General features: G+C 67.2%; 18 protein-coding genes, 1 tRNA gene and 2 pseudogenes. 13 read left to right on the top strand and 8 right to left on the bottom strand.

Going from position 1 to position 21,305, the window contains the following annotated elements:
- Positions 1 to 62: 62 nt before the first annotated feature.
- Positions 63 to 1,025, bottom strand: coding sequence for a thioredoxin-disulfide reductase (gene trxB / locus FPJ27_RS23590; RefSeq protein WP_072436113.1), 963 nt, complete (start codon positions 1,023 to 1,025; stop codon positions 63 to 65).
- Positions 1,026 to 1,465: 440 nt separating this feature from the next.
- On the opposite strand from trxB, the gene FPJ27_RS23595 reads away from it, so the two are divergent.
- The 3 genes and pseudogenes from FPJ27_RS23595 to FPJ27_RS23605 all read left to right on the top strand — a co-directional run bounded on the left by FPJ27_RS23595 (position 1,466) and on the right by FPJ27_RS23605 (position 6,012).
- Positions 1,466 to 3,775, top strand: a complete 2,310-nt coding sequence (locus tag FPJ27_RS23595) for a DNA translocase FtsK (RefSeq protein WP_034182964.1) — start codon at positions 1,466 to 1,468, stop codon at positions 3,773 to 3,775.
- An 88-nt stretch (positions 3,776 to 3,863) separates the two neighbouring features.
- A pseudogene (gene lolA / locus FPJ27_RS23600) lies at positions 3,864 to 4,511 on the top strand (outer membrane lipoprotein chaperone LolA); the annotation flags it as partial.
- A gap of 190 nt (positions 4,512 to 4,701) precedes the next feature.
- Positions 4,702 to 6,012, top strand: a complete 1,311-nt coding sequence (locus FPJ27_RS23605; protein WP_204425960.1) for a replication-associated recombination protein A — start codon at positions 4,702 to 4,704, stop codon at positions 6,010 to 6,012.
- A 39-nt stretch (positions 6,013 to 6,051) separates the two neighbouring features.
- On the opposite strand, the gene FPJ27_RS23610 is transcribed toward FPJ27_RS23605, so the two are convergent.
- Positions 6,052 to 6,321 carry a DUF2164 domain-containing protein gene (locus FPJ27_RS23610; RefSeq protein ID WP_072436110.1) on the bottom strand — a complete coding sequence of 90 codons (270 nt, stop codon included), beginning with the start codon at positions 6,319 to 6,321 and terminating at the stop codon, positions 6,052 to 6,054.
- Between the two features lie 246 nt (positions 6,322 to 6,567).
- Between FPJ27_RS23610 and serS the strand changes: the two genes are divergently transcribed.
- The 4 genes from serS (at position 6,568) to FPJ27_RS23630 (ending at position 10,270) form a co-directional block, all read left to right on the top strand.
- Positions 6,568 to 7,869, top strand: coding sequence for a serine--tRNA ligase (gene serS, locus FPJ27_RS23615; protein ID WP_034182968.1), 1,302 nt, complete (start codon positions 6,568 to 6,570; stop codon positions 7,867 to 7,869).
- 115 nt (positions 7,870 to 7,984) lie between these two features.
- A tRNA-Ser gene (locus tag FPJ27_RS23620) sits at positions 7,985 to 8,075 on the top strand.
- Between the two features lie 45 nt (positions 8,076 to 8,120).
- On the top strand, positions 8,121 to 8,651 hold the full coding sequence (locus FPJ27_RS23625; RefSeq protein ID WP_239483369.1) for a phosphatase PAP2 family protein: 531 nt from the start codon (positions 8,121 to 8,123) through the stop codon (positions 8,649 to 8,651).
- 83 nt (positions 8,652 to 8,734) lie between these two features.
- The gene (locus FPJ27_RS23630; protein ID WP_204425961.1) at positions 8,735 to 10,270 is read left to right on the top strand and encodes a methyl-accepting chemotaxis protein; all 1,536 of its coding nucleotides are present in this window, start codon (positions 8,735 to 8,737) and stop codon (positions 10,268 to 10,270) included.
- A gap of 105 nt (positions 10,271 to 10,375) precedes the next feature.
- Here the strand turns inward: FPJ27_RS23630 and FPJ27_RS23635 are convergent.
- Positions 10,376 to 11,538: pseudogene (locus FPJ27_RS23635) on the bottom strand (alkane 1-monooxygenase).
- A 517-nt stretch (positions 11,539 to 12,055) separates the two neighbouring features.
- On the opposite strand from FPJ27_RS23635, the gene FPJ27_RS23640 reads away from it, so the two are divergent.
- From FPJ27_RS23640 to FPJ27_RS23660, 5 genes are all read left to right on the top strand, one after another.
- Entirely contained in the window at positions 12,056 to 12,718 is a 663-nt protein-coding gene (locus FPJ27_RS23640; RefSeq protein ID WP_239483370.1) for a GNAT family N-acetyltransferase, read from the top strand.
- 158 nt (positions 12,719 to 12,876) lie between these two features.
- Complete coding sequence (gene minC, locus FPJ27_RS23645) at positions 12,877 to 13,656, top strand: septum site-determining protein MinC (RefSeq protein WP_204425962.1); 780 nt, start codon at positions 12,877 to 12,879, stop codon at positions 13,654 to 13,656.
- A gap of 59 nt (positions 13,657 to 13,715) precedes the next feature.
- Positions 13,716 to 14,531 carry a septum site-determining protein MinD gene (gene minD, locus FPJ27_RS23650; protein WP_034182973.1) on the top strand — a complete coding sequence of 272 codons (816 nt, stop codon included), beginning with the start codon at positions 13,716 to 13,718 and terminating at the stop codon, positions 14,529 to 14,531.
- A gap of 12 nt (positions 14,532 to 14,543) precedes the next feature.
- Positions 14,544 to 14,798 carry a cell division topological specificity factor MinE gene (gene minE / locus FPJ27_RS23655; RefSeq protein ID WP_006476634.1) on the top strand — a complete coding sequence of 85 codons (255 nt, stop codon included), beginning with the start codon at positions 14,544 to 14,546 and terminating at the stop codon, positions 14,796 to 14,798.
- 159 nt (positions 14,799 to 14,957) lie between these two features.
- Complete coding sequence (locus FPJ27_RS23660; protein WP_204425963.1) at positions 14,958 to 15,359, top strand: YXWGXW repeat-containing protein; 402 nt, start codon at positions 14,958 to 14,960, stop codon at positions 15,357 to 15,359.
- Between the two features lie 116 nt (positions 15,360 to 15,475).
- Here FPJ27_RS23660 and FPJ27_RS23665 read toward each other — a convergent pair whose 3' ends face one another.
- Positions 15,476 to 17,026, bottom strand: a complete 1,551-nt coding sequence (locus tag FPJ27_RS23665) for a chloride channel protein (RefSeq protein ID WP_204425964.1) — start codon at positions 17,024 to 17,026, stop codon at positions 15,476 to 15,478.
- A gap of 171 nt (positions 17,027 to 17,197) precedes the next feature.
- Between FPJ27_RS23665 and waaC the strand changes: the two genes are divergently transcribed.
- On the top strand, positions 17,198 to 18,196 hold the full coding sequence (gene waaC, locus FPJ27_RS23670) for a lipopolysaccharide heptosyltransferase I (RefSeq protein WP_072436103.1): 999 nt from the start codon (positions 17,198 to 17,200) through the stop codon (positions 18,194 to 18,196).
- A 19-nt stretch (positions 18,197 to 18,215) separates the two neighbouring features.
- Here the strand turns inward: waaC and FPJ27_RS23675 are convergent, their stop codons facing one another.
- The 4 genes from FPJ27_RS23675 to FPJ27_RS23690 all read right to left on the bottom strand — a co-directional run bounded on the left by FPJ27_RS23675 (position 18,216) and on the right by FPJ27_RS23690 (position 21,222).
- Positions 18,216 to 18,395 (bottom strand): hypothetical protein, encoded by a 180-nt coding sequence (locus tag FPJ27_RS23675; protein ID WP_034182977.1) that lies wholly within the window; start codon positions 18,393 to 18,395, stop codon positions 18,216 to 18,218.
- A gap of 103 nt (positions 18,396 to 18,498) precedes the next feature.
- On the bottom strand, positions 18,499 to 19,809 hold the full coding sequence (locus FPJ27_RS23680) for an MFS transporter (protein ID WP_204425965.1): 1,311 nt from the start codon (positions 19,807 to 19,809) through the stop codon (positions 18,499 to 18,501).
- A gap of 294 nt (positions 19,810 to 20,103) precedes the next feature.
- Complete coding sequence (locus tag FPJ27_RS23685; protein ID WP_204425966.1) at positions 20,104 to 20,595, bottom strand: energy transducer TonB; 492 nt, start codon at positions 20,593 to 20,595, stop codon at positions 20,104 to 20,106.
- Between the two features lie 333 nt (positions 20,596 to 20,928).
- On the bottom strand, positions 20,929 to 21,222 hold the full coding sequence (locus FPJ27_RS23690; protein WP_204425967.1) for a hypothetical protein: 294 nt from the start codon (positions 21,220 to 21,222) through the stop codon (positions 20,929 to 20,931).
- Positions 21,223 to 21,305: the final 83 nt, after the last annotated feature.

Raw genomic sequence — 21,305 nt, forward strand, 5'->3', positions numbered from 1 at the left:
GGTCGGGCCCGCTTCGCGGCAGCGGACGCCATTGTAGCGCCCGGCGCGGCAGGGCTTGCGGCTTACTTCTTGTCGTGCAGGCTTTCGAGGTAGCGCTGCGCGTCGAGCGCGGCCATGCAGCCCGTGCCCGCGCTCGTGATCGCCTGGCGGTACACGTTGTCCTGCACGTCGCCCGCGGCGAACACGCCCGGCACGCTCGTCGAGGTGGCGTTGCCGTGCAGGCCGCTCTTCGTCAGGATGTAGCCGTCCTTCATCTCGAGCTGGCCCTGGAACAGGTCGGTGTTCGGCTTGTGGCCGATCGCGACGAACACGCCCTGCACGTTCAGGTCTTCCGTCGCGCCGGTCTTCACGTTCTTGATGCGCAGGCCCGTGACGCCCGAATCCGCGCCCGTCACCTCGTCGAGCACGTGATCCCACTTGATCACGACGGCGCCTTCCTTTTCCTTCTCCAGCAGGCGGTCGATCAGGATCGGCTCCGCGCGGAACTTGTCGCGGCGGTGGATCACCGTGACCTTCTTCGCGATGCCCGTCAGGTAGAGCGCTTCCTCGACGGCCGTGTTGCCGCCGCCGATCACCGCGACTTCCTGGCCGCGGTAGAAGAAGCCGTCGCAGGTTGCGCAGGCCGACACGCCCTTGCCCATGAACGCTTCTTCGGACGGCAGGCCGAGGTACTGCGCGGACGCGCCGGTCGCGATGATCAGCGAGTCGCACGTGTATTCGCCCGAGTCGCCGATCAGGCGGATCGGCTGCTCGTGCAGCTTCGCGGTGTGGATGTGATCGAAGACGATTTCGGTGTTGAAGCGCTCGGCGTGCTCGAGGAAGCGCGCCATCAGCTCCGGACCCTGCACGCCTTTCGCATCTGCCGGCCAGTTTTCGACATCGGTCGTGGTCATCAGCTGGCCGCCCTGCGCGATGCCGGTGATCAGCACCGGGGACAGGTTGGCGCGTGCCGCGTAGACGGCAGCCGTGTAGCCGGCGGGGCCGGAACCGAGAATCAGGACTTTGGCGTGTTTGGGCGTGGACATGTGCGAATCCGTAAGAGACGGCCGCGGCGGGCGGGGTAAGGCTCGCCGTACGATCCGGGGTTGGCCGGGATGCCGTCATAGATGGGTATCAGTCGCGCATTATAAAGGCCCCGTTGCTGCGTTGCCGAACGAGAGTTTCAATCGAGGCGATAGTGTCGCGCGGCGCAACGGCCGCGCACGCGGGGCGGGCGGGACGCGCGGCGGCGCGTTGTCGCACGGGGGTTGCAGGGCGGGACGCAGGCTCGAAGCGGCGCGGCAGCGGTGCCCGGCGGGGAGCCGGACCGGGGCAAAAGGGCCGCTGCGGAGCACTTCCGCCAAGCCGGCCGTACCCCGGCCCCGTTATGTAACCGTCATTTACACTTGGCGGCCCGGTGCAGCGTTTACAATAAGCGCGATCGAACGACAGGCGGGCGCACGGCCCGTCCTCTTTATACGGATTCATGGCAAAAGCTCCTTATTCCGCCCAGGCACAGGCGTTGCCGCACCGGATGTCGAAGCTCCTCACGGAGATCCGCTGGATTCTCCAGGTCGCGCTCTGCGCATTTCTGGTGATGGCCCTGCTGAGCTACAGCCGGCGCGATCCGAGCTGGACGCACGCCGCGCAGGTGGACCACATCTCGAACTGGGCCGGCCGCGTCGGCGCGTGGACGGCCGACATCATCCTGCTGCTGTTCGGTCTGTCGGCCTACTGGCTGATCGTGCCGCTCGGGCGGCGCATCGCCGTCAACTACCGCCGCATCACGCGCCACGAGGCGATTCCCGACGAACCCGAGCGGCCGATCGGCTGGCTCACCGAGATCTTCGCGTTCGTGCTCGTCGTGCTGGCGTGCGACGGCATCGAGGCGCTGCGCATGTGGTCGCTGAAGGTGCAGTTGCCGCGTGCGCCGGGCGGCGTCGTCGGCGAGGCCGTCGCCGGTGCGATGTCGCATGCGTTCGGCTTCACGGGCGGCACGCTGCTGCTGCTGATCGCGCTCGCGATCGGCCTGTCGCTGTATTTCCGCTTCTCGTGGCTGTCGGTCGCCGAGCGCGTCGGCGGCGCGATCCTGTCCGCCGTCAACGTCGCGAAGCTGCGCCGCGAGGCCGAGCGCGACCGCAAGCTCGGCGAGGCCGCGGCCGTGCGCCGCGAAGGCAAGGTCGAAGAGGAGCGCGTGCGCATCGAGGATCATGAGCCCGTGACGATCGTGCCGCCGGTCGTCACGCCGGCGAAGTCCGAGCGCGTCGAGCGCGAGCGCCAGGTGCCGCTGTTCACCGACCTGCCGGGCGATTCGACGCTGCCACCGGTGTCGCTGCTCGATCCCGCGCCGAAGACGCAGGAAGCGATTTCGGCCGATACGCTCGAATTCACGTCGCGCCTGATCGAGAAGAAGCTGAAGGATTTCGGCGTCGAGGCGAGCGTGGTTGCCGCGTATCCGGGCCCGGTCGTCACGCGCTACGAGATCGAGCCGGCCACCGGCGTGAAGGGCAGCCAGATCGTCAACCTCGCGAAGGATCTCGCGCGCTCGCTGTCGCTCGTGTCGATCCGCGTCGTCGAGACGATCCCCGGCAAGAACTACATGGCGCTCGAACTGCCGAACCAGCGCCGCCAGACCGTGCACCTGTCCGAGATCATCGGCTCCGAGGTGTATGCGGCCGCATCGTCGGCGCTGACGCTGAGCCTCGGCAAGGACATCGGCGGCAAGCCCGTGTGCGCGGACCTCGCGAAGATGCCGCACCTGCTCGTTGCCGGCACGACCGGTTCGGGCAAGTCGGTCGGGATCAACGCGATGATCCTGTCGCTGCTGTACAAGGCGACCGCCGAGCAGGTGCGCCTGATCCTGATCGATCCGAAGATGCTCGAAATGAGCGTCTACGAAGGCATTCCGCACCTGCTGTGCCCGGTCGTCACCGACATGCGCCAGGCCGGCCACGCGCTGAACTGGACGGTCGCGGAGATGGAGCGGCGCTACAAGCTGATGAGCAAGCTCGGCGTGCGCAACCTCGCGGGCTACAACAACAAGATCGACGACGCGGCGAAGCGCGAGGAGAAGCTGCCGAACCCGTTCAGCCTGACGCCGGAAGATCCCGAGCCGCTCGGCCGCCTGCCGAACATCGTCGTCGTGATCGACGAGCTGGCCGACCTGATGATGGTCGTCGGCAAGAAGGTCGAGGAGCTGATCGCGCGGATCGCGCAGAAGGCGCGCGCGGCCGGCATTCATCTGATCCTCGCGACGCAGCGTCCGTCGGTCGACGTGATCACGGGCCTGATCAAGGCGAACGTGCCGACGCGAATCGCGTTCCAGGTGTCGTCGAAGATCGACTCGCGCACGATCCTCGATCAGATGGGCGCCGAATCGCTGCTCGGGATGGGCGACATGCTGTACCTGCCGCCGGGCAGCGGGCTGCCCGTGCGCGTGCACGGCGCGTTCGTCGGCGACGACGAAGTGCATCGCGTCGTCGAGAAGCTCAAGGAGCAGGGCGAGCCGAACTACGTCGAGGGCCTGCTCGAAGGCGGCACCGCCGACGGCGACGAGGGCTCGGCCGGCGCGGGAACCGGCGAAGGCGGCGGCGAGTCTGATCCGCTGTACGACCAGGCGGTCGAGATCGTCATCAAGAACCGCCGCGCGTCGATCTCGCTCGTGCAGCGTCACCTGCGGATCGGCTATAACCGCGCGGCACGGCTGCTCGAGCAGATGGAGCAGTCGGGGCTCGTATCGGCGATGTCGTCGAGCGGCAACCGCGAAATTCTTGTGCCGGCGCGCGACGCGGAATGAGTCCGCGGCGCCCGCAGCGCCGGCCACCCACGGAGAAAACCGCAATATGCAGCAACATTCGTTCGCAATGTCTCTTCGTTCGACGCGGCGCTGGCTCGGTGCGGCGTTCGCCGGCGCATCGCTGATGCTCGCGGCGACGCACGCGTTCGCGGGCGGCACCGAGCAACTGAAGGCCTTCGTGTCGCAGGTGCGTTCGGCGAAGGGCGACTTCACGCAACAGATCGTCAAGGCGCCGGCCAAGGGCGCGAGCGCCGCGCAGGCCGCGCCGAAGCCCACCGACAATTCGAGCGGCACGTTCGTGTTCGCGCGGCCGGGCAAGTTCATCTGGACGTACCAGAAGCCGTACCAGCAGGTGCTGCAGGCCGACGGCGACAAGCTCTATGTGTACGACCGCGACCTGAACCAGGTCACCGAGCGCAAGCTGAACGGCGCGCTGGGCGCGAGCCCCGCCGCGATCCTGTTCGGCAGCAACGATCTCGACAAGAGCTACACGCTGCGCGATGCCGGCGAGAAGGGCGGCATCGAATGGCTCGAGATGCTGCCGAAGGCGCAGGACACGCAGTTCCAGCGAATCGGCATCGGCTTCCGGAACGGCACGCTCGCCGCGATGGAACTGCATGACGTGTTCGGCAACGTCACGCTGCTGACGTTTACGAACATCCAGACGAATCCGCCGCTGAAGGGCGATACGTTCAAGTTCGTCGTGCCGAAGGGCGCCGACGTGATCAACGGCTGACCGGCGCCGCGCGCCGCTTTTCCGGAAACGACACGGGCCTGCCGGCGACGGCAGGCCCGTGTCGTTTCCGGGCGCGGGCACCAGGCGCGAGCCACCGGGCACCAGGCGCGGCGGCGCCGTCGCGCGGCTGTCATAATGTCGGGTCCGGCGGCCGGTTCGGCCGCCATCGTTTGATGTGGAGCGAGGGTTCATGTCCGACCTGTTTCAAGTCGAGCCGCGCCGGCCGCTCGCCGAGGCGCTGCGGCCGAAGACACTCGCCGAGGTGATCGGCCAGACGCATTTGCTGGGCGAAGGCAAGCCGCTGCGGCTCGCGTTCGAATCGGGCAAGCCGCATTCGATGATCCTGTGGGGGCCGCCCGGCGTCGGCAAGACGACGCTCGCGCGGCTCACCGCGCTCGCGTTCGACTGCGAGTTCATTGCGTTGTCCGCGGTGCTCGGCGGCGTGAAGGACATCCGCGAGTCGATGGAGCAGGCGAAGGACACGCTGAACCGCACCGGCCGCCACACCATCCTGTTCGTCGACGAGATCCACCGCTTCAACAAGGGGCAGCAGGATGCGTTGCTGCCGTTCGTCGAGTCGGGGCTCGTGACCTTCATTGGAGCGACGACCGAGAACCCGAGCTTCGAGGTCAACTCGGCCTTGTTGTCGCGCGCGCAGGTGTACGTGCTGAAGTCGCTGGACGACGACGAGATGCGCCAGTTGCTGAAGCGCGCGCAGGAAATCGCGCTCGACGGCCTAGCGTTCGACGACAAGGCGATCGATACGCTGGTCGGTTATGCGGACGGCGACGCACGGCGCTTCCTGAACCTGCTCGAACAGGCGCAGACGGCGGCATCGTCGGCCGGCATCGCGACGATCGACGCCGAATTCGTCAGCAGCGCGATGACGCTGAACGCGCGGCGCTTCGACAAGGGCGGCGACAACTTCTACGACCAGATCTCGGCGCTGCACAAGTCGGTGCGCGGTTCGAGCCCCGACGGCGCGCTGTACTGGTTCTGCCGGATGATCGACGGCGGCGCGGATCCGAAGTATCTCGCGCGGCGCATCGTGCGGATGGCGTGGGAAGACATCGGCCTCGCCGATCCGCGCGCGCTGCAGATGGCGAACGACGCGGCCGAGACCTACGAGCGGCTCGGCTCGCCGGAAGGCGAACTCGCGCTCGGGCAGGCGGTGATCTATCTCGCGTGCGCGGCGAAGAGCAACGCCGGCTACAACGCGTTCAACCAGGCGATGGCGTTCGTGAAGCAGGACAAGTCGCGCGAGGTGCCCGTGCATCTGCGCAACGCGCCGACCAAGCTGATGAAGGAGCTCGGCTACGGCCACGCGTACCGTTACGCGCACGACGAACCGAACGCGTATGCGGCCGGCGAAACGTACCTGCCGGACGGGGTGCGCGAGCCGCACTGGTACAAGCCGGTGCCGCGCGGGCTCGAATCGAAGATCGCCGACAAGCTCGCGTGGCTGCGCGAACTCGACCGCGAGGCCGGCAAGAAGGACTGACGGGCAGCGCGCGGATCGGCCGGCGCGGTTCCGGATGCGTCAGCGCTTGCGGCCCGGCTGCTGTTTCTTCCAGTACTCGAACGGCTCTTCGTGGCAGTCGATGTCGAGCTCGGCGACCCGTGCTTGCAGGCGTTCCTGCGCGTCGGCGATCGCGAGGTTGTAGATCGCGGGCGCAATCTCCTCGACGAAGAAGTGCAGCAGCGCGCCGGCCTGGATGTTGCCGATCGGCTCGTCCATGTTTTCTGTGAAATAACGTTGCAGCGATGCGATTGCGCGGTCGCGTACTTCCTTGTCCAGTTCGATGGCCATCGGGTTCCTTGAATGGCGGTGATGCGGATGCGGGTGCGTCGTACGACGCGTTGCGTGCGGCCGGTGCAGGCGTTTCGCCGTCCGCAATGGTTTGGCACAATGTGACGCCCCGGCCGCTTAGGCAAGCCGGTATGGCGATACTGCCACGACCGGCCGTTTTCGGGCATCGTCCATCAGGCCGGTGCCGTGGCGGCCGCGCGGTGCGTTAGAATTCCCGTCTCACACAACGATTTTCCAAGTCCTCCCATGCTCGACATCCAGTTGCTGCGCAAAGACCTCGACGGCGTCGCCAAGCGCCTCGCCGATCGCGGCTACACCCTCGACATCGCCGCGTTCTCCGCACTCGAAGCGGAACGCCGCGCGATCCAGACCCGCACCGAAGAGCTCCAGGCGCGCCGCAACAGCCTGTCGAAGCAGATCGGCGCGATGAAGGGGAAGGGCGAGGACACGTCGGCCGTGATGGCCGAGGTCGGCGGGATCGGCGACGAGATGAAGGCGGGAGAAGCCAAGCTCGGCGACATCCAGGCGCGCTTGTCCGACCTGATGCTGGGCATGCCGAACGTCGCGCACGAAAGCGTGCCGGTCGGCAACGACGAAGCCGACAACGTCGAGGCGCGCCGCTGGGGCACGCCGCGCCAGTTCGACTTCGAGGTGAAGGATCACGTCGATGTCGGCACGCCGCTCGGCCTCGATTTCGAGACGGGTGCGAAGCTCGCCGGCGCGCGCTTCACGATGCTGCGCGGCCCGATCGCACGCCTGCACCGCGCACTCGCGCAGTTCATGATCGATACGCACACGCAGCAGCACGGCTATACCGAGACGTACACACCGTACATCGTGAACCCGGAGATCCTCTACGGCACGGGCCAGTTGCCGAAGTTCGCGGACGACATGTTCAGGGTCGAGAAGGGCGGCGCGGAGAATACGGTCACGCAATACCTGATCTCCACGTCCGAGATCTCGTTGACGAACACCGTGCGCGAGTCGATCGTCGACGCGTCCGCGCTGCCGATCAAGCTGACCGCGCATTCCCCGTGCTTCCGCTCGGAAGCCGGTTCGTACGGCCGCGACACGCGCGGGATGATCCGCCAGCATCAGTTCGACAAGGTCGAGATGGTGCAGGTCGTCGCGCCGGAAACGTCGTACGCGGCGCTCGACGAGATGGTCGGCCATGCGGAGGCGATCCTGCAGAAGCTTGGTCTGCCGTACCGCGTGATCACGCTGTGCACGGGCGACATGGGCTTCTCGGCCGCGAAGACGTTCGACCTCGAGGTGTGGCTGCCCGCGCAGAACACCTATCGCGAGATCTCGAGCTGCTCGAACACCGAGGCGTTCCAGGCGCGCCGGATGCAGGCGCGTTTCCGCAACGCGCAGGGCAAGCCCGAGCTCGTGCATACGCTGAACGGTTCGGGTCTCGCGGTCGGCCGTACGCTCGTCGCGGTGTTGGAGAACTACCAGAACGCCGACGGCTCGGTCACGGTGCCGGAAGTGCTGCGTCCGTACATGGGCGGCATGGAGCGGATCGACGCGCCGGCACAGGCGTCGTGAAATCGGCTGCCGAAGCCCTCGCAAAAAAATTGCGGAAAGGGCTTGTCAGCTCAGAAAAGATCGTTTTATAATCTTTTCTTTCCCGGACATGACCAACCGGGAAGTGCAGTAAAACGGAGAGGTGGCAGAGTGGTCGAATGTACCTGACTCGAAATCAGGCGTACGGTTTCCCCGTACCGTGGGTTCGAATCCCACCCTCTCCGCCAGAATACGAAACCCCTTGATCCGAAAGGATCAAGGGGTTTTTCGTTTTGGGTCTGTGGCGCGATGTGTCGATTGCCGGTGCAGTGGCAACGGTTTTGGCCATCGGCACATCGGACGTGCCGATGCGATGGCGACGAACTGCGCGCACGATCGTGGCGATTGCGCGAATCGGCCTGTGCATCGCCGCGCTTGCCGCCTTCAGCCGGGCTGTCGTGGCACTCGACGACACTATGCGTCGCGCCAGCACAGCCGTCGATCGTGGGCGATTTCGTCCGGTTCGACGCATTGCCCGGCTTTCACTGGCCCGACCTGTATCGCTGGTGAGCACGCACGCCGAGCTGCACCTTGTGCTCGAGTTCGCCTATCGCAGCAGCATCGTGCAACTGGTCGCCGTACCGTTCGTCCTTGCGAGCACGCGGCGGCATGACGATCTCGCCGAATTCATCGCGTTGTTCGCATGCGCGCTGCTTACCGTTGTCCTCGTTTCGAACTGCCGCGACAGACGGGCAGCATGCGACACATCCGACCTGATCGGTCAGCGCTGCGCTGCCGGTCCTTGCCGTTTTCCTCAGTTTTAAGCCTTCGCGTCCCGCGCCGTTAACACGGTGCGGCGGCCGGCGCCCGTGCCGAGCCGCATCGTCCCCCGTCGATTGAAGGTCCCATGAAGCTGAGCTACAAGATTCCCCTCGCATTCGCCGTTGCGCTGTTGCTGATGTTCGGTGGTGCGCTGTACGGCATCCACATCCTCAACCGATCGATCAATACGTTCGCCGAAGACGTGCAGACGAACGTCGGCGACGAACGGCTCGTATCGGCCACGCTCGTGCAGTTCAAGCTGCAGGTGCAGGAATGGAAGGACACGCTGCTGCGCGGCAAGCAGCCCGACAAGCTCGACCGGTACTGGCAGGCGTTCCAGACGCGCGAGCGGACGGTCGATTCGCTCGCTGCGCAGCTCGTCCGTCAGTTGCCGCCCGGCGACAGCCGCTCGCTCGTCGAGCAGTTCATGCGTGCGCACATGGCGATGGGCGACGGCTACCGGCGCGGCTTCGACGCGTTCAAGGCGGCCGGCTTCGAGCCATCGGCCGGCGATGCCGCCGTCACGGGCGTCGACCGCGAACCGGCTGCGCTGCTGGAGCGGGCCGCGAAGTCGATCGCCGACGAGAGCGCCGCCGTGTCGGCGCAGGCGAGCCGGGACGCGCAGCGCGCGACTACCGCGAGCCTCGCGCTGATGCTGGTCGTGCTCGGTGTCGCGATGGTCGGCGCGTACCTGTTCAGCCGCGCGATCCTGCGTCCGCTCGACCGTGCGGTGGCGTGTGCGCAGGCCGTCGCCGGCGGCGACCTGACGCGCGACGTCGATGCAACCGGCCGCGACGAGATCGCCGATCTGCTGCGTGCACTTCAGACGATGCAGACGAGCCTGTCGGGCGTCGTGCTCGAAGTGCGGACACATGCCGAAGCCGTCGCAACGGCGAGCGCGCAGATCGCGTCGGGCAATCACGATCTGTCGTCGCGCACCGAGTCGCAGGCCGCGTCGATCGAGGAGACGGCGGCCAGCATGACCGAACTGACGGGCATCGTGCGCCAGTCGGCCGAGCATGCGCAGCACGCGGCGCAGCTTGCGCGCGACGCGTCGAATATCGCGTCCGCGGGCGGCGGCGTGATGACGGATGCCATCCACACGATGAACGGCATCGCCGACAGCGCGGCAAAGGTCGGCGAAATCATCGCGGTGATCGACGGCATCGCGTTCCAGACCAACATCCTCGCGCTGAACGCGGCCGTCGAGGCGGCCCGTGCGGGCGAGCTGGGGCGCGGCTTCGCGGTCGTCGCGGCCGAGGTGCGCACGCTCGCGCAGCGCAGCGCGTCGGCCGCGAAGGAGATCAAGGGGCTCATCGAGCAATCGACGCAGCGGGTCGACGAGGGTGCCGTGCTGATCGGCCGCGCGGGCGAATCGATAAACGAGATCGTCGGCGCGGTGCAGCGCGTCACGACGATCGTCGGCGAGATCTCGTCCGCGTCGCAGGAGCAGAGCGGCGGCATCCAGCAGGTGAACGTCGCGGTCACGCAGATGGACGAAGCGACACAGCGCAACGCGGCGCTCGTCGAGCAGGCCACGGCTGCGACGCAGGCGCTGGCCGAGCAGGCGAGCGCGCTGCGGCACGCGGTGGCCGTGTTCAGGCTGCCGGAAATGGCGTGACGGCGCGGCCGTCGTACCCGGCTCCAACGTAACTGGATGCCGGCGTGGCGGCTTTCAACGGTGCGCGCCGTGGCGAGCGTGCATCGATCTGCCCGCCATCCGCGATCACGCCGCGGCCCGATACTGCGCGAGCACCCGGGCGCGAATCGACGGCTTGATGTTCGATTGCGCCATGTCGCCGCCGTAGTGCGCGACGACGCGCGGATTCATCACCCGATACCAGAGCGGCGGCACGTAAGCGAAAACAGGATCATCGTCGCGTAGCCGGCCGGCAGTTGCGGCGAATCGTCGAAGTGGCGCAGCGCCTGGTACGAACGCGTCGGATTCGCGTGATGGTCGGCGTGCCGCTGCAACTGGTACAGGAACAGGTTGGTGACGACGTGATTGCTGTTCCACGAATGCTGCGGCGTGCAGCGCTCGTAGCGGCCGCTCGGCAGCCTGCGGCGGCCGAGCCCGTAGTGCTCGACGTAGTTCACGACTTCGAGCAGCGACGCGCCGTAGACGGCCTGGATCACGAGGAACGGGATCACCACTTTGCCGGCCATCGCGATCGCAATGCCCCACACGACGACGGTCATCGCCCACGCGTGCAGCACCTCGTTGCGCCAGGTCCACGGCGAATGCCCGAGCCGCTCGAGGCGAGCCTTTTCGAGCCGCCACGCCGAGCGGATGCTGCCGGTCACGGTGCGCGGCAGGAACGCCCAGAACGACTCGCCGTAGCGCGCGCTCGCCGGATCTTCGGCCGTCGCGACGCGCACGTGGTGGCCGCGGTTGTGCTCGACATGGAAGTGGCCGTACGCGACCGGCGCGAGCGTGATCTTCGCGAGCCAGCGTTCGAAGCGGTTCGTCTTGTGCCCGAGTTCGTGCGCGGTATTGATCGAGATGCCCGTCGCGGCGCCGAGCGACAGCGCGAAGCCGACGTAGTCGTACCACGCGAGCGTGTGCGTGCCGACGATCCATACGCACATGAAGAATGCGACGTACTCGACGAGCGTCGCGAGATAGACGATGAACCGGTAATAACGCTCCCGTTCGAGATGCGGCACGACGGCTTCGGGCGGATTGTCGCGATCGTCGCCGATCAGCGTGTCGAGGATCGGGATCACGCCGAACGCGAACAGCGGGCCGAACCACCAGAACACGTGAAGGCCCGTCGAAAGCGCGAGCTGGGCGGAGAGGATCGGCAGCGTGATCGTCAGCGCGCCGAGCAGCCACAGATATCGCTTGCCATCCGACCAGCCCGAAGCCGATCCGTCGGTCATTGCCAATGTCTCCCTCCAGTCGGCCGGCCCGGTGGGCGGCCGCATGCACGGTTGTTCGAATCCTCGTTGGCCCGCGACACGCGCGGTGGCGCCGGATCGTCGTCCGGTTCTGCCTGTTATACGACCCGCGCACACGCTTTCCAAACCCCGGCGCTAGGCGCGAGGCTCCAAACGAAGGGGCGCGTGCGACGCATGTCTGGAAGGGCCGGCACGCGCCGATTGAAACATGCCGGGGAGGCCGGATCAGCCCGCGTGATCCGCTTGTTTGTCAGATGATTGGCGCAGTGTGGCGCGCGCGGGTATCGCCCCGCGGGCTCGCAACGAATGTTGCGGTGCAATAAGCAAAATGGGGCTGATATCGGCGGGGCACCTGTTTCGGCTACATATGTTACGGATCATTACAGCCTCCGGGACGAGATGCAAAGCGCCCGAAACGCGTCTGCCGCGTATCGCAAGGCGAACGAAGCGAGGCGTCGAACGAAGAGGCCGCGGCTGCCGTCCATCGACACGCGTCGATACGCCGATGCTGCATCTGCACACCGGTTGGTACACGCCGCCAGCGGCGACGCCTGTCGCCTTTCGATTCGCGCCGCCGTTTGAAAATAACGATTTGACTCATGCCCCGCTTTCGGTTGAAGCTACTAGCTTGCTGTCCGAAGGGGGCTGTGCCTGCATGAGTTCGACCTTGACCGTTCGTCGTATCGTTGCCGACCAGGGCGGCGTGTATCGCGAACTCCGCGCCGCGTCGCTGCGTGAGCCCTACGCGCCCGGCGAAGCGCCGGAGGCCGAATTGCTGAACGTCGAAACGGACGCAGCGTCGGCGATTGCCGCGCAGCGTGCCGTGTCCGACGAGTCGACGACTTTCCTGCTGTACACCGAAGGCCATCCGGCCGGCATGATCGGCGCGTATTTCGACAACACGCCCGACCGGCGTGCGTTCGTCAGCGAGCTGTGGGTCGCGCACGCGGTACGTCACCTGCGCGGCGGCGTGCTGCTGCTGGAAACGGCCACCGCGTGGCTCGCCGAGCGCGGCGCCCGGGAGGTCTATGCATGGATCGCCGATGCGAACCGCAACGCGATCCGTTTCTACGAGCGCGCAGGTTTCGGCAACACCGGCGAACACGCGCCGATCGCGCGGATGCCCGGCGCGATGAAATCGCTGTTCGTGTCGCAAGTGAAGCACTGACGTGACGCCCGCGCGGCGCGATGAAGGTCTGGTCGCCCGCCTGCCTGCCCATCTGCCGGTTGCGCGCCCGCCCGGGCCATCGCAACCCGGTGTCCCAAAAATAATGGCCGCGCGCGTGGACGCCTGTAAAATACGCAAAAAATTTTTGCAGAGTGTCCATGTCGCTTAAAAAATCGCCATTCTTCGAGCTGCGCAGCGGATCGGTCGATACGTTGCTGTTCACCGTGAAGACGACCGATCTCGACGCGTTGCGTGCCGAACTGGTCAAGCGCTTCGAAGCGACTCCCGAGTTTTTTGCCGACGATGTCGTCGCGATCGACGTCCGCCGCCTGGCGGAGGGCGAGCGCGTCGCGCTCGCCGATATCCGCCAGATGCTGAACGACGTGCGGATGCGTCCGGTGGGCGTGGTCGCATCGGCAACGCAGGGCTGGGCGGCGGAAGGCGGCCTGCCGTTGCTCGAGGCGCGCGATCGCCGCGCGCCGGCCGCGAAGCCGGCCGAGGGCTCGGAAGCGTCGCCGGTCGCCGAGGCGGTCGTCGCCGCAGCCGCCGCGGCGGCGCCCGAGCAGGCGTCCGAGCCGGCGCCGGCGTCGAACCAGACGGGCGGCCAGACGCTCGTGATCGACCGGCCGTTGCGTTCGGGGCAGCAGATTTACGCGAAAGGAGACCTCGTGGTGCTCGCGCCGGTCAGTCACGGCGCGGAGATCATCGCGGAAGGCAATATCCACATCTACGCGCCGTTGCGCGGCCGCGCACTCGCGGGCGTGCACGGCAATCACGACGCGCGCATTTTCTGCACGTGTCTCGAACCGGAACTGATTTCGATCGCGGGTATCTATCGAACAACCGAGAACCCGTTGCCTGCCGAAGTACTGGGCAAAGCGGTGCAGATCCGGCTCGAAGAGGAAAAACTGATGATCGAACCGCTGCGCCTGACGTAATTCACGCGGTGCGCGCCGGATCGATCGGCTCTCATTGACGAACACAGGGTATTGGGTAAATGGCAAAAATCATCGTGGTGACCTCGGGCAAGGGCGGCGTGGGCAAGACGACGACGAGCGCGAGCTTTGCGTCCGGTATCGCGCTGCGCGGCCACAAGACGGCCGTGATCGACTTCGACGTCGGCCTGCGCAACCTCGATCTCATCATGGGCTGCGAGCGCCGCGTGGTGTACGACCTCGTGAACGTGATCCAGGGCGAAGCGAACCTGAACCAGGCGCTGATCAAGGACAAGAAGTGCGAGAACCTGTTCATCCTGCCGGCGTCGCAGACGCGCGACAAGGATGCGCTGACGCGCGACGGTGTCGAGAAGGTGCTGAACGACCTGGTCGCGATGGACTTCGAATACATCGTCTGCGATTCGCCGGCCGGCATCGAGGCCGGCGCGCTGCACGCGATGTACTTCGCGGACGAAGCGCTGATCGTCACGAACCCGGAAGTGTCGTCGGTGCGCGACTCGGACCGCATTCTCGGCATCCTGTCGTCGAAGACGAAGCGCGCGACCGAAGGCAAGGATCCGATCAAGGAGCACCTGCTGATCACGCGCTACAGCCCGAAGCGCGTGAGCGAAGGCGAGATGCTGTCGCTCGAGGACATCAGCGAGATCCTGCGCATCAAGCTGATCGGCGTGGTGCCCGAGTCGGAAGCCGTGCTGCACGCGTCGAACCAGGGGCTGCCGGCCGTGCACATCGACGGCACCGACGTCGCCGAAGCGTACAAGGACGTCGTCGCGCGCTTCCTCGGCGAGGACAAGCCGCTGCGCTTCACCGATTACCAGAAGCCGGGCCTGCTGCAGCGCCTCTTCGGCAGCAAGTAACGGAGGCCGCCCATGTCCATCCTTTCGTTTCTCCTCGGCGAGAAGAAGAAGTCCGCATCGGTCGCGAAGGAGCGCCTGCAGCTCATCATCGCGCACGAACGGGTCGGCGGCCGGCCGCCGGCCGACTACCTGCCGGCGCTGCAGAAGGAGCTCGTCGCGGTCATCTCGAAGTACGTCCATATTTCGGACGATGACATCCGCGTGAGCCTCGAGCGCCAGGACGATCTCGAAGTCCTTGAAGTGAAGATCGAGATTCCGCAAGCCTGACGCTTGCCTGTCCCTCCGCACGGCGGCACCCGCCGCCGTGCGCGTCTTACGCCCTGTTGCACTTTCGGGCACGCCGTAACAACGCGTCTGTCGGCCGTTATCGGTCCTCCCGCATTGAACGAATACGCTTTGCGTTACTTGTTCAACCAGGAGGTTGTGATGGCTGTCTCTACCGTTCACCGTCGTATCGTTTCGCTCGCGCTGTTTGCCGCGGGCCTGTCAGCCGTCGCCGCGCCGTTTGCCGCGCATGCGGACGAGATTCTCGTCGGCGCACCCGTGATCGTGCCGCAGGGCCGCGTGGTCGTCGCCGAGCCGGTCGCCGTGCGCACCGAGGAAATCGTCGTCGTCGCGCCGAATGCGCCGCCGCCCGTGCGTTACGAGGTCCTGCCGACGGCGCGGGTGGGCTATGTGTGGGAGCGCGGTCACTGGCACTGGGATCATGGGCGCTACGAGTGGATCGGAGGTCACTGGGAAGCCGAGCGCGTCGGCATGCACTGGGTGCCGGGCCACTGGGATCAGCGGGGTCCGAACTGGTTCTGGACCCGCGGCCACTGGGCGTGACGGAGGCGCGTGATGAAAAGAACCGCAATCGCCATCGCGCTCGTCGCGATCACGCTGGCCGGGTGCATCGTCGTGCCGGCGCGGCCCGTCTACTACCGGCCGGCACCCGTCGTGATTTACTGAGCGTCGCGCGGGCCGGGCTGCGCCGGGTCGTGCGTGCCGGGCGCAGCCGGCCCAGCGTCGTGCGCCGCCGCCGCGTGTGCCGCGTGTTCGCCCGGCGCAGCGGCGGCCGGCGCGTCGCTGCCTTCGTCGCGCAGCGTGTCGAGCGGATCGGCGGGCGCGGCGGTCGCATCCTGCGGCTCGGTGACGCCGGTCGTCGTCGCGGCACCCGCCGCGGCGGCCGCGGCCGGTTCCGCGGCCGCAACGGGCGGCGCGAGATAGCGCTGGGCGAGCGTTTCGTAGAGCGGCGGCGCGAAAAAGCGCGACACGCGGCTCGACACCAGCGCGGTGGCCATCAGCGAAATCACGAGCGCGTGGCCGTTGATCATCTCCATCACGATCACGAACGACGTGATCGGCGACTGCGTGACGGCCGCAAGATAGCCGACCATCGCGAGCGCGATCAACATCGGCAGGCTCATGTTGCCGAACACGACGTGCAGCAGGTTGCCGAACCCGGCGCCGATCGACAGCGACGGCGCGAAGATCCCGCCCGGGATGCCCGGCAGGTACGACGCGACCATCGACACCATTTTCAGGAACGGGTAGAACACCGACAACTGCTCGCGGCCGTCGAGCAGGCCGCGCGCCTCGGCGTAGCCACTGCCGAACGTCGTGCCGCCCGACACGAGGCCGACGACGGCGATCGCGAAGCCGCACAGCGCGGCAAACGCGATCGGTCGCTCGCGATACAGGCCGAGCAGTTGCGCGGGCAGCCAGCGCCCCGTGTTGAGCAGCAGCCAGCAGAACAGGCCGCCCGCGATGCCCGTCACGATCGCGGTGACCAGCACCGCGAGCGCCAGCAGCTTCGGAAAATGGAGGCCGGCATCGATCGTGCCGAAATACGTGTAGTTGCCGTTCAGGCCGAGCGCGACGACGCCGGCGAGGATGATCGCGGTGATCAGCACGCCGCTCGCGCGCGCGGAGAAGCTGCGGGTCAGCTCCTCGATCGCGAACACGATTCCGGCGAGCGGCGTATTGAATGCGGCCGACAGCCCGGCTGCCGCGCCGGCCAGCACCAGCTGGCGTTCGATCTGCGCGTTCGAGCGCGGGTAGAAGCGCCGCAGGTTGAACATCAGCGCCGCGCCGACCTGCACGGTCGGCCCCTCGCGGCCGATCGTGAAGCCGCCCAGGATGCCCAGGAACGAGACCAGCACCTTGCCGAACAGGATGCGCAGCGTCAGCAGCCGGGCGCCGAATGCACTCGGGCGCGCATGCAGCGTTGCGATCACCTGCGGGATGCCGCTGCCCTCGGCGCCGCGGAAGAACCGGCGCGTGATCCATACCGACAGGGCGGCGATCGCCGGCGTCAGCAGCAGCGGCAGCCACGTGGCATGATCGCGCATCGTGCGGAACGTCTCGTAGCCCCAGTCGATCAGCCGCGCGTAGAGCACGGCCGCGAGGCCGACGACGATCGCGCCGAGCCAGAAAACGCCATACTGGCGCCAGATTCGCAGCGAGCGGCGGGTGAGAGCAGGAAACAGCGCGGGAAGGGCGGGGCGTGGCATCGGCGCGGGCCGGAAGGCAAAGACCGCATTATAAGAAGGAACCGGAGCCACGCCGCGGGCGACAGCGTTTCGCAAGCTTGATGCATTTTGTTACAAATGTAATGTTGAAGTAATGTTCGCGCGCGGCAACCGTCGCTAGCATGCCGAAATGGTCGTCAATCCCCACATATCGTGAAACGCATCCTCATCGTAAAAGTGACGTCGCTCGGCGACGTCGTCCAGACCCTGCCCGTCGTCGCGGACCTGCATCGCGCCTTTCCCGGCGTGACGGTCGACTGGGCCGTCGACGAATCGTGCGCCGAGGTCGTGCGCTGGCATCCGGGCGTGAGCGCCGTCCTGTGCGCGCCGCTGCGACGCTTCAAGAAACTCCGGAATGCCGGCGACCTGAAGGCGATCTCGGCGTCGATCGGTGCGTTGCGTGCGCACCGTTACGATGCCGTCATCGACCTGCACGGCGTCTACAAGAGCGCGATCATTTCGGCGCTGGCGCGCGCCGCGCGCCGCGTCGGCTACCAGACTCAGGATCTCGGCGAAACGGGCGCACGCTTCGCGTATTCGCATCGCTTCGGCCCGCGGCCGGACTGCGACGCATGGCACGGGATGCGCGTGAGCGCCGGCGAGGCGCTCGGCTACGTGCCCGAAGGCGTCGCCACGTACGGCATCGTCGCGCCGCAGGACGCGAGCCTGCCGGCCGCCGTGACCGACGGCGCGCCGTTCATGCTGCTGTTCCATGCGACGTCCAATCCCGACAAGAAATGGCCGGCCGACCACTGGGCCGCGCTCGCCACGCAGATGATGGCGCGTGGCGTGCGCGTGCTGGTGCCGTGGGGATCGGCTGCCGAGCATGACGATGCGCAGGACATCGCCGCGCGCGCGCCGGGCGCGATCGTGCTGCCCGCGATGACCGTGCGCGAACTCGGCGCGGCGCTCGGCCGGGCCGCGCTCGTGGTGGGGGTCGATACGGGGTTCGTGCATATGGCGCACGCGCTGCAGCGGCCGGCCGTGATGATTTTCGTCGCGACGTCGCGTCACCATTGCGGCATCGGCGGCGCACCGAATGCACTGTCGATCGGCGAGCCGGGCACGATCCCGTCCGTCGAGCAGGCGCTCGACGCGATCGATACGGTCGACCCCGCGTATGGCGCGCTGCGCGCGCGGCTGACCGCCTGACGCAGCGGGGCGGGCCGGTTCAGGCCAGCAGCGCCTCGACCGTGATGACGGCGGCGATGGCCGCCAGATTCGCCAGCAGCGCCTCGAACACGAGGCCGCGCCATGTCTTCGGCCGGAAGCGCAGCGCGAGCAGCAGCGCGCCACCCAGCGCGAGCGCGAGGATCAGGACGAGATCGGCATTGCCGAGGCGGATGTTCATGGCGCGGCTCCTTCGGGGCGGGATCCCGGGGGCGCGCTGCGGCGCGCCCAGGATCGAGTATAGGTAGCGCCGGCCGCCGCACAACCCGGGCCGCCCCGGAGTCTCACACGAGCGACGCGTCGCGCGTTTCGCGCATCAGCAGCACGCCGACCAGGCTGATCGCCGCCGCGACCGATACGTAGCCGCCGACCCACGACAGCCCGCCGCGCGCAGCCAGCAGTTGCGCGATATACGGCGCGATCGACGCGCCGAGAATCCCGCCGAGGTTGTACGCGACGCCTGCGCCCGTGTAGCGGACGTTGGTCGGGAACAGTTCCGGCAGCAACGCGCCCATCGGCGCGAACGTCACGCCCATCAGGAACAGTTCGATCGTCAGGAACAGCGCGACGAGCGGCATCGAGCCGCTGCCGAGCAGCGGTTCCATCGCGAAACCCGACAGCAGCGCGGCGATTGCACCGGCGACGAGCACCGGCTTGCGGCCGAAACGGTCCGATGCCCACGCGGAAAGCGGCGTCGCGAGCCCCATGAACACGACCGCGAAACACAGCAGGCCGAGGAAGCTTTGGCGCGGAATATGCAGCGCCGACACGCCGTACGACAGCGAGAACACTGTCGAGATATAGAACAGCGTGTAGCAGACGACCATCGCGAGCGCGCCGAGCAGCGTCGGCTGCCAGTGTTGCGTGACGAGCGTCGCGACCGGCACGCGCACGCGCTCGTTGCGGTCGAGCGCTGCCTGGAACGCGGGCGTTTCGGTGATCTTGAGCCGCACATACAGGCCGAGCGCGACGAGCACCGCGCTGACCAGGAACGGGATGCGCCACCCCCAGCCGCGGAACTGCTCGTCGGACAGCGACAGCGCGAGCGCGAAGAACAGCCCGTTCGACATCAGGAAGCCGACCGAGGGCCCGAGCTGCGGGAACATCCCGAACCAGCCGCGCTTGCCCTGCGGCGCGTGCTCGGTCGCAAGCAGCGCCGCGCCGCCCCATTCGCCGCCGAGGCCGATCCCCTGGCCGAAGCGCAGCACGCACAGCAGCACCGGCGCGAGCGTGCCGATCGCGTCGTAGCCGGGCACGAAGCCGATCGCGGTGGTGGACACGCCCATCACGAGCAGCGACGCGACGAGCGTCGATTTGCGGCCGATGCGGTCGCCGAAATGCCCGAACAGAAACGAGCCGATCGGGCGCGCAATGAACGCGATGCCGAACGTGACGAATGCGGACAGCGCCTGCGCGGTCGCGGAGCCGTGCGGGAAGAATACGGGGCCGATGACGAGCGCGGCGGCCGTCGCGTACACGTAGAAATCGTAGAACTCGATCGCGGTGCCGATGAAGCTCGCGAACACGATGCGCCGGTGGCTGACGGCGCCGGCCGAGCCGGTTGCGTGTGCAACGGCCGGGGGGGATGCGGACATGGATGTCTCCGTTTTGTCGTTGGGGCGGTCGGCTGTGCGTGCGCTCGGGCAGGCGGACGTCTGCCGATGGGCAGCCGAGCGGATGATGCGGTGGCGGCGTGGACGCGCGCCGTGGCGCGAACGTCACCCGCCGGTCGACGATGGAGACGGGTATGTCGCCGCCGCCCGGTGCCGGCGTGGTCGGCTCGCATGCCGGGTGGGGCGCGCGAACGCGCGCGCGGCGTGATGGCCGCGCGATTGCGGAAAATTATAGCCAGCGCCGCCGCACACCGGCAATCGCGGCGCGGCGGGCGGTCAGTCGAGCGATTGCGCCTGCGCGGACGCAGTGCTTTGCAACTGGAAGTGGCCGTCGTCGTTGAAGAGCCAGCCTTCCATCATTTCGATCTGGCCGTTGCCGTCGAGCAGTCGCGACGGCGGCGCCGGCAGCGGCGCCGAGCGGCGCAGCGACGCGAGCGCGAGCGCTTCCGCCTCGCTGTCGCCGTTGCTGCGATAGACGGAGGCGTTGACGAGGCGGCCATTGCGATCGACGGTGAATGCGACGACGACGAGCGAGCGGAGCATCGCCTGCGGTGTGCCGTGCAGTACGCCGGACGGATTGCGTTCGGCAACGCGTTGCGCGATCTCGACACGATACTGGGCGCGGCTCGCGCTACGCGTGATCGACGGAATCGTCAGGACCGGGTGCAGCGACGGCGGCGGCGTGATCGTGCATGCGGCAAGCATGGCGACGACGGCCAGCGCAGCAGCACGCAGCCGGTCGACGCGCGGAGTAAGAACGGGGCGCATGGGAGATAGCCAGAAGTGACTATAAAAAAATGATAGGCGTACGCACGCAAGCCGATATCGGGAGAAACGCATAACGCGCGATGCGAGACGTTGCAATCGCTGATGATGACGTCCGGACGCCGCACCGCGCGCAGCGATGTGACGTGACATGTGGCAGCGCGTCCGACCGGCCCGCATTGCGGCCGCGCGCATGTTGCAGGTTTGAAAGCTTGAAAGGCGCGGCACGCGAGTTGCGCGCAGGCTCGCGTCGATCGTCCGGCTGCGCGCAGCGGTCGCTGAATGCAGCACCGCGACCGACGTCCGCACAATCACATGCGAAGTCGTTCGTCCGCTTCAGAAGCCGTGCGTGACGAGCGACAGCACCGACAGGTCGGGGTGCGTGCCGTCGATGATGCTCTTGCCGATGTGCACGGCTTCGTGGACCGCCTCGTCGACGCTCGCGAAGCTTTCCTCGCCGTCCGCATGGAACGGCACTGCGTGGCCGGGCAGCGCGGGATTCGCGCCTGGATGGCACACGTAGCCGGTGTACGTGTAGCGCGTGTCGTTGCCGGGCGCGGCGGCCGGCACGACATGGATCTCGAAGCCTTCGTAATCGACGTGATCCGTCGGTGTCGACAGTTCGGTCATGGCGATCTCCGTGTGCCGCGCGCAGGGGTGGCGCGTGCGGCATCGAGTACGCGGCGGCGGTCGTGTCGCCGTGTTGAACGAAT

Origin of the sequence: Burkholderia sp. MS455 (assembly GCF_016899445.1) — a bacterium.
Classification (GTDB): domain Bacteria; phylum Pseudomonadota; class Gammaproteobacteria; order Burkholderiales; family Burkholderiaceae; genus Burkholderia; species Burkholderia pyrrocinia_C.

Coding starts and splice junctions, on each gene's coding strand:
- trxB (WP_072436113.1), bottom strand. CDS start 1,025: ATGTCCACGCCCAAACACGCCAAAGTCCTGATTCTCGGTTCCGGCCCC.
- FPJ27_RS23595 (WP_034182964.1), top strand. CDS start 1,466: ATGGCAAAAGCTCCTTATTCCGCCCAGGCACAGGCGTTGCCGCACCGG.
- FPJ27_RS23605 (WP_204425960.1), top strand. CDS start 4,702: ATGTCCGACCTGTTTCAAGTCGAGCCGCGCCGGCCGCTCGCCGAGGCG.
- FPJ27_RS23610 (WP_072436110.1), bottom strand. CDS start 6,321: ATGGCCATCGAACTGGACAAGGAAGTACGCGACCGCGCAATCGCATCG.
- serS (WP_034182968.1), top strand. CDS start 6,568: ATGCTCGACATCCAGTTGCTGCGCAAAGACCTCGACGGCGTCGCCAAG.
- FPJ27_RS23630 (WP_204425961.1), top strand. CDS start 8,735: ATGAAGCTGAGCTACAAGATTCCCCTCGCATTCGCCGTTGCGCTGTTG.
- FPJ27_RS23640 (WP_239483370.1), top strand. CDS start 12,056: ATGCTGCATCTGCACACCGGTTGGTACACGCCGCCAGCGGCGACGCCT.
- minC (WP_204425962.1), top strand. CDS start 12,877: ATGTCGCTTAAAAAATCGCCATTCTTCGAGCTGCGCAGCGGATCGGTC.
- minD (WP_034182973.1), top strand. CDS start 13,716: ATGGCAAAAATCATCGTGGTGACCTCGGGCAAGGGCGGCGTGGGCAAG.
- minE (WP_006476634.1), top strand. CDS start 14,544: ATGTCCATCCTTTCGTTTCTCCTCGGCGAGAAGAAGAAGTCCGCATCG.
- FPJ27_RS23660 (WP_204425963.1), top strand. CDS start 14,958: ATGGCTGTCTCTACCGTTCACCGTCGTATCGTTTCGCTCGCGCTGTTT.
- FPJ27_RS23665 (WP_204425964.1), bottom strand. CDS start 17,026: ATGCCACGCCCCGCCCTTCCCGCGCTGTTTCCTGCTCTCACCCGCCGC.
- FPJ27_RS23675 (WP_034182977.1), bottom strand. CDS start 18,395: ATGAACATCCGCCTCGGCAATGCCGATCTCGTCCTGATCCTCGCGCTC.
- FPJ27_RS23680 (WP_204425965.1), bottom strand. CDS start 19,809: ATGTCCGCATCCCCCCCGGCCGTTGCACACGCAACCGGCTCGGCCGGC.
- FPJ27_RS23685 (WP_204425966.1), bottom strand. CDS start 20,595: ATGCGCCCCGTTCTTACTCCGCGCGTCGACCGGCTGCGTGCTGCTGCG.
- FPJ27_RS23690 (WP_204425967.1), bottom strand. CDS start 21,222: ATGACCGAACTGTCGACACCGACGGATCACGTCGATTACGAAGGCTTC.